General features: G+C 61.6%; 6 protein-coding genes. All 6 read right to left on the bottom strand.

The genetic code is table 11. The features are described from left to right. Positions 1 to 1,489 precede the first annotated feature (1,489 nt). The 6 genes from P1K89_RS33165 to P1K89_RS33145 all read right to left on the bottom strand — a co-directional run bounded on the left by P1K89_RS33165 (position 1,490) and on the right by P1K89_RS33145 (position 4,858). Positions 1,490 to 2,026 carry a DMP19 family protein gene (locus P1K89_RS33165; protein ID WP_284620811.1) on the bottom strand — a complete coding sequence of 179 codons (537 nt, stop codon included), beginning with the start codon at positions 2,024 to 2,026 and terminating at the stop codon, positions 1,490 to 1,492. Between the two features lie 145 nt (positions 2,027 to 2,171). Then, positions 2,172 to 2,468 (bottom strand): YciI family protein, encoded by a 297-nt coding sequence (locus tag P1K89_RS33160; RefSeq protein ID WP_284620709.1) that lies wholly within the window; start codon positions 2,466 to 2,468, stop codon positions 2,172 to 2,174. 265 nt (positions 2,469 to 2,733) lie between these two features. After that, entirely contained in the window at positions 2,734 to 3,201 is a 468-nt protein-coding gene (locus P1K89_RS33155) for a hypothetical protein (RefSeq protein WP_284620810.1), read from the bottom strand. Between the two features lie 152 nt (positions 3,202 to 3,353). After that, positions 3,354 to 3,650 (bottom strand): YciI family protein, encoded by a 297-nt coding sequence (locus P1K89_RS33150; RefSeq protein ID WP_284620709.1) that lies wholly within the window; start codon positions 3,648 to 3,650, stop codon positions 3,354 to 3,356. A 251-nt stretch (positions 3,651 to 3,901) separates the two neighbouring features. Next, positions 3,902 to 4,291, bottom strand: a complete 390-nt coding sequence (locus P1K89_RS33450) for a YunG family protein (protein ID WP_439898070.1) — start codon at positions 4,289 to 4,291, stop codon at positions 3,902 to 3,904. Between the two features lie 168 nt (positions 4,292 to 4,459). After that, the gene (locus tag P1K89_RS33145) at positions 4,460 to 4,858 is read right to left on the bottom strand and encodes a DUF7674 family protein (protein WP_284620809.1); all 399 of its coding nucleotides are present in this window, start codon (positions 4,856 to 4,858) and stop codon (positions 4,460 to 4,462) included. Between the last annotated feature and the right edge of the window lie 689 nt (positions 4,859 to 5,547).

Raw genomic sequence — 5,547 nt, 5'->3', positions numbered from 1 at the left:
TCGCAGTGTAGAAGGCGTTCGCCGCCAGCCGAAGAAGTGCCTTCTTCGACTTTAATCTTCGTAGGGGCGTGGCCTGCGAAGAACATGCGCGTCTTGCCTGCGAGGCCTAACGTTTGAGGTAACGCGCGGCCGCCAGCGGAGCGCCAGGGCCGCGAGGCCGATGATATGCCGGGCGGCCTCGCGGCCCTGGCGCGTAGCTGGTGGACGTCGCCGTTGACCGAAGGGTTAGGCCCGGGAGCACGTGCGGGCCGTGGACACCGCGGGGATTCAACAGCGCAGCGCGCAGCGACGGGGTTGCCACAGACCGGTGACGTATGCCCCCGGACTGCCGCCGGTGATGGCGAGCGTACCGCCGCAGAACTTGGTGGGCAGCGTGGCTTGCGCTCGGAGCATCGAGCTTGCGCTGGACGCCCTTGTCTTGGAGCCGCGCAAGACGCGCACCGACCACGCGTACGACCGGACCTGCATCTGAGTCTTGCCAGGGCCTTGCGAGACACGCTGCTCGCGTATTCGGCTGTTCAGCTGCTGCCCTGCGCTATCGGCGGCGCAGGACCGGGGCCTTCTTGCTGCGCAACGAGTTGCGCGGGTCTTGCTGACCCCGGGCCTAACGTGCTTTGTACGTCACGGATGACGCTCGAGTTGCGGGCATACCACGGCGAATTTTCAGCATGTGGGACGGATGACGGCCGGAAGGCCAGTGATCCACCGGATTGTGTAGGGGAAAGTCTGGTGCCCCTACCCCTCGTGGGATTGCCCTTCTGCGCATGCCGTGCGGGTGGCGTGTGAGGCCTAACGTTTGAGGTAACGCGCCCGCAGCAGCAGGTGGCTTGGGGCGCAAGGCCGATGATAGGCTGGGCGGCCTCGCGCCCCAAGGCGCCTGCTGGTGCGGGTCGCGTTGACCGAAGGGTTAGCCGTCACTTCCAAGTAGCCTGAACTTGGCAAGTGGAGTCAACACCCCTGAAGTAGACGGCCAGGGAAGTTCGTGCACGCACAAAGCGAGTTATCTCCGTGCCCTTGCCTACCATGTTGCGCTCGCTCTCGCGACCTACCAGTTGCCAGCGTTGTTTGAGCAGGGCCTGCTCTAAGCCGCCCAGGGCAGCACAAGGCGCGTTGCAGGTATACATAACCCGACCTCTTCCGGACGTCCGACAGTCATCAACGGACAGTGTAGATTCGGTTGTTGAAAGGACAGACTGAAGGTCCTCGCGCAGGGCCAACGCCTCCTTGCTAGGACGCTCGGTCGTGACATAGTTGAACACGATGTAGATCAAGCCCGCGCAAATGACGGACCAGGCTGGCCATTGGACGAATCGCAGTACTCTTGCTCCGAAAATTTCGGTGGACTGTGTCATTGGCGCGGCGTCGTGACGGCTAACGTTTGAGGTAACGCGCCCGTGCCGGCAGGAGACTTGGGGCGCGAGGCCGATGATAGGCCGGGCGGCCTCGCGCCCCAAGGCGCCTGCTGGTACGGGTCGCGTTGACCGAAGGGTTAGGCCGCACTCGCTGCCTGCAGAAGCTCTGCGCGGCGCGGCTCCAGGTACTGGCAGAGCAGTTCGAAGATTGCTTCAGACGGGGGTGTCTGATAGAGATACAGATCGGAGGCGCGCTTGGTGATGGCTTGGAGCATGTCGACAATCTTCTGGTCGTAGAGTGTGGACGACGAGACTATCGAGAACTCTTCGACCGAGGCCATCGGCTGCCGCAGCATCTTGTGAGTGACACCGTAGTGGCGCATGGTGGCCTCGATATCGCGCAGCGTTGCCGCCGTCGACGTCGCACCGATCACTTCGAAGGCTTCGATAGTAGCAAGTAGGTTTTTACCCGTCAGGTTTTCCAGAAACCCGGTTATGCCATTCATCAGGACTTCAGTGTCGAAGTCGCTGACCAAGATGAGCACTTTCAGCGGGTCAGGCAGAGCGTTCACCTTCTCGCGCAGGCCTGCCAGCGGCGGCTCATACATCTTGCCTACAAGCGCTTCGACAACGTCGGCGATGGAAAGGCCCGCGAGGGGGTCGTGATTCTGCATCTGTGCGGCCTAACGTTTGAGGTAACGCGCCCGTGCCGGCAGGAGGCTTGGGGCGCGAGGCCGATGATAGTGCTGGGCGGCCTCGCGCCCCAAGGCGCCTGCTGGTACGGGTCGCGTTGACCGAAGGGTTAGGCGTCGTCGCCGCTCACTTTGACATGCCGATAAGCCAGGGGCGGACTTCGACGAGGAGCGTGCCGTCCTTGACGGCCGGATCCTCCAGGGCGAAGCGCTGGACTTCCTCCTCCGAGATACCGGCCACCGGAATCATCATGCCACCGCCCGCAGCATCGAGGTGGGGGCCACCGAGTTCGAGCTTGCCCGAGATCAGCCACTGGCGATAGTGTTGGACATGCTGCATGACGCCGGGCTGCTCAAACATGCTTTTGCCTTGCTGCCAGGCGGGGCCCGGGCGATGGAAAACGACGTAGCGTGTGTCTTTCATGGTGGCTGAGATCGGTTGAGCGAGGGCTTTGCCGGTGAACTGAGTTGCCGCTGCGGCTACGGACAGCAGAGACAGGACTCTGCGCCGGACGGCGCGGCGCGATTTCGTATGCGGCCTAGTCACTCTTCGACGCCTAACGTTTGAGGTAACGCGCCCGTGCCAGCAGGAGGCTTGGGGCGCGAGGCCGATGATAGACCTGAGCGGCCTCGCGCCCCAAGGCGCCTGCTGGTACGGGTCGCGTTGACCGAAGGGTTAGGCCGCATTCTTAGCGTTGGGCAGGGAGAGCGGCTTTGGCTCGCGCCATCTCGGTGTAGCGATCGATTGCAGATTGCATGGTTGAAGCTAGCCGTTCGGTGGTTGTGGAGCGCAGCGACTTCAATAGCCAACTGCAGTATCCGTGCGGTTCAAGCTGCTTGACCGCCTGTAGTTGTCGCTCTCCAAGCTCGACAATCATTCGATCAACGTTCGCAGCGACCTCTTGAGGTACATCCGCAGGTAGCTTCGTAACGAGGGGAGCGGCAGCTTCTGCGAACTTGACTTTGAAGACCTCGTATTCGGCCGCAAGTGCTTCCTGAGTCTCTGGTGCCGCATCTTTACAGTACTGGATCAGCTTCGCCGGCGGCTCAGTCTGCATGCGGAGGAATAGGTCCGCTGAGGTACCACCATAGGCCGCTCCGGAAGCGCTTGCAAAGATCAGCGTTGCGTAAGCGACGAAAGGTTTGAGGAGTGGCATGGTGGCTTGTATGCGGCCTAACGTTTGAGGTAACGCGCCCGTGCCGGCAGGACGCTTGGGGCGCGAGGCCGATGATAGGCTGCACGGCCTCGCGCCCCAAGAGGCCTGCCGGTACGGGTCGCGTTGACCGAAGGGTTAGGCGTCGTCGCCGCTCACTTTGACATGCCGATAAGCCAGGGGCGGACTTCGACGAGGAGCGTGCCGTCCTTGACGGCCGGATCCTCCAGGGCGAAGCGCTGGACTTCCTCCTCCGAGATACCGGCCACCGGAATCATCATGCCACCGCCCGCAGCATCGAGGTGGGGGCCACCGAGTTCGAGCTTGCCCGAGATCAGCCACTGGCGATAGTGTTGGACATGCTGCATGACGCCGGGCTGCTCAAACATGCTTTTGCCTTGCTGCCAGGCGGGGCCCGGGCGATGGAAAACGACGTAGCGTGTGTCTTTCATGGCGACTGAGATCGGTTGAGCTAGGGCAATGCCGGTGAACTGAGTTGCCGCTGCGGCTACGGACAGCAAAGACAGGACTTTGCGCCGGACGGCGCGGCGCGATTTCGTATGCGGCCTAGTCACTCTTCGACGCCTAACGTTTGAGGTAACGCGCCCGTGCCAGCAGGAGGCTTGGGGCGCGAGACACATGATAGACCTGGGTGTCTCGCGCCCCAAGACGCCTGCTGGTGCGGGTCGCGTTGACCGAAGGGTTAGGCCTCAGTTCGCACCCGCGCCGTTGGGAGCCTTGCAAGCACACGCTCGAGGAGAAGGCTAGCTTGCTTACCTGCGACAGACCAAACCAGCTCTTCAGGTAGCTCGCAGGGAAGAAACTGCTGGCCGATAGGGAACTGCTCGCTTGTCAGGTCGATCTCCGTTCCGCTGTCCAGCCGGTTCCACGCGTGACGTTGTTTCGGTTGGGTGTTTGGAAGTACTTCTGCATGCACGATCTCGCCACCGAGCAACGATTTGATTACGAAAGCCGTGGAATAGCACTGTCCTGCGGCCGGAGCGGACCTGTTCCACGCTGGTGGACTCCATGCGGTCTCTGCGCACCACTCGGCACGGATGATCTGTTCCAGTTGCTGGAGGGAGAGGGGCATAGACGATGAATAGTCGCGCTGCGATGTGCCCTGAGGCCTAACGTTTGAGGTAACGCGCGACCGCCAGCGGAGCGCCAGGGCCGCGAGGCCGATGATAGTGCTGGGCGGCCTCGCGGCCCTGGCGCGCAGCTGGAGGGCGTCGCGTTGACCGAAGGGTTAGGCCTCATTTCACACCCTTTTCATGAACGGCCTTTTGCCCCACATGGCGACGTAGAGCGCTCGCAGGTTCGCGGGAACCCGCTTCCAGCCACTCTTCTTGATCTTCTCGTCTTTGACGTCCCACATCAAGGACTCGACGTATGCGACGTCAATGCAGCGGAGGGTGAACTCATCGCCCTGAGCAAGGAGCCGTGATAGCAAGTTGAGGTGGGCGGTTGCCTTTGTGAGATCGCCGCGCTTGATGGCGTCTGTCGTGAACTGAGAGAAGCGCTCGACCCATGTGTGATAGGCATTCACGTAACCATCCCTCGCAAGCGCCTCATCAATTTCCGCTGCTTCTGCTGGGAATTCCGCACGAATCTTCTCGACGATGCGGAGAGCAGCGAGATGTTCGGGATCGGCGGACATGAGGCCTAACGTTTGAGGTAACGCGCCCGCAGCGGCAGGAGGCTTGGGGCGCAAGGCCGATGATAGTGCTGGGCGGCCTCGCGCCCCAAGGCGCCTGCTGGTACGGGTCGCGTTGACCGAAGGGTTAGGCGTCACTCTTTGCGTGGTGCCGACCCAAGATCGGAAGGTCTCGTACCGAGTACGTGAGGCCCGGTGGAATGGCGCTCTCCGCACAGGCTTGCCTCTTCTTCCCCTTGATGAACTCCTTGGCTTCGGCAAGGGTCTTCGGGTATGGGACCCTTACTTCGCCTGAGCCGGAACGCTCATACACCGAGTAGAAGAAGAATCCATGCTCAACGAGGAAGCGCACCTTGGCCCATTGGATCAGGTCCCGAGTCTTCGGCGCCTTAAACTTCCGGGACAATCGAGTGAGATTTCCAGAACACTGTGGGCAAGTCCTCGGGGCAGCACTCATTGGCTTCCTGAATGACTTCCGACAGGCGAGACAGACGTGAGGGAAGAGATACGACTGTGCGTCACCCTCTTTGGGGAAGTACTTGTGGTGCTTGAAGCGCGTCATGACGGGCGGATTACCAGGCGAAGTGCAACAACTTTGCGAAGGGGGGCGGTGAGTTGGAGACTAGCCGCTTCTCTTCGGGCAGGAAGGGTTGCAGCATGGAGTATCACCAACTCACCTACGGGGAACGCTA

Origin of the sequence: Aquabacterium humicola, assembly GCF_030167915.1 — a bacterium.
GTDB lineage: Bacteria > Pseudomonadota > Gammaproteobacteria > Burkholderiales > Burkholderiaceae_C > Pseudaquabacterium > Pseudaquabacterium humicola.
The sequence above is the reverse complement of the archived record's forward strand: the minus strand, read 5'-3'. Positions and strand labels throughout refer to the sequence as shown.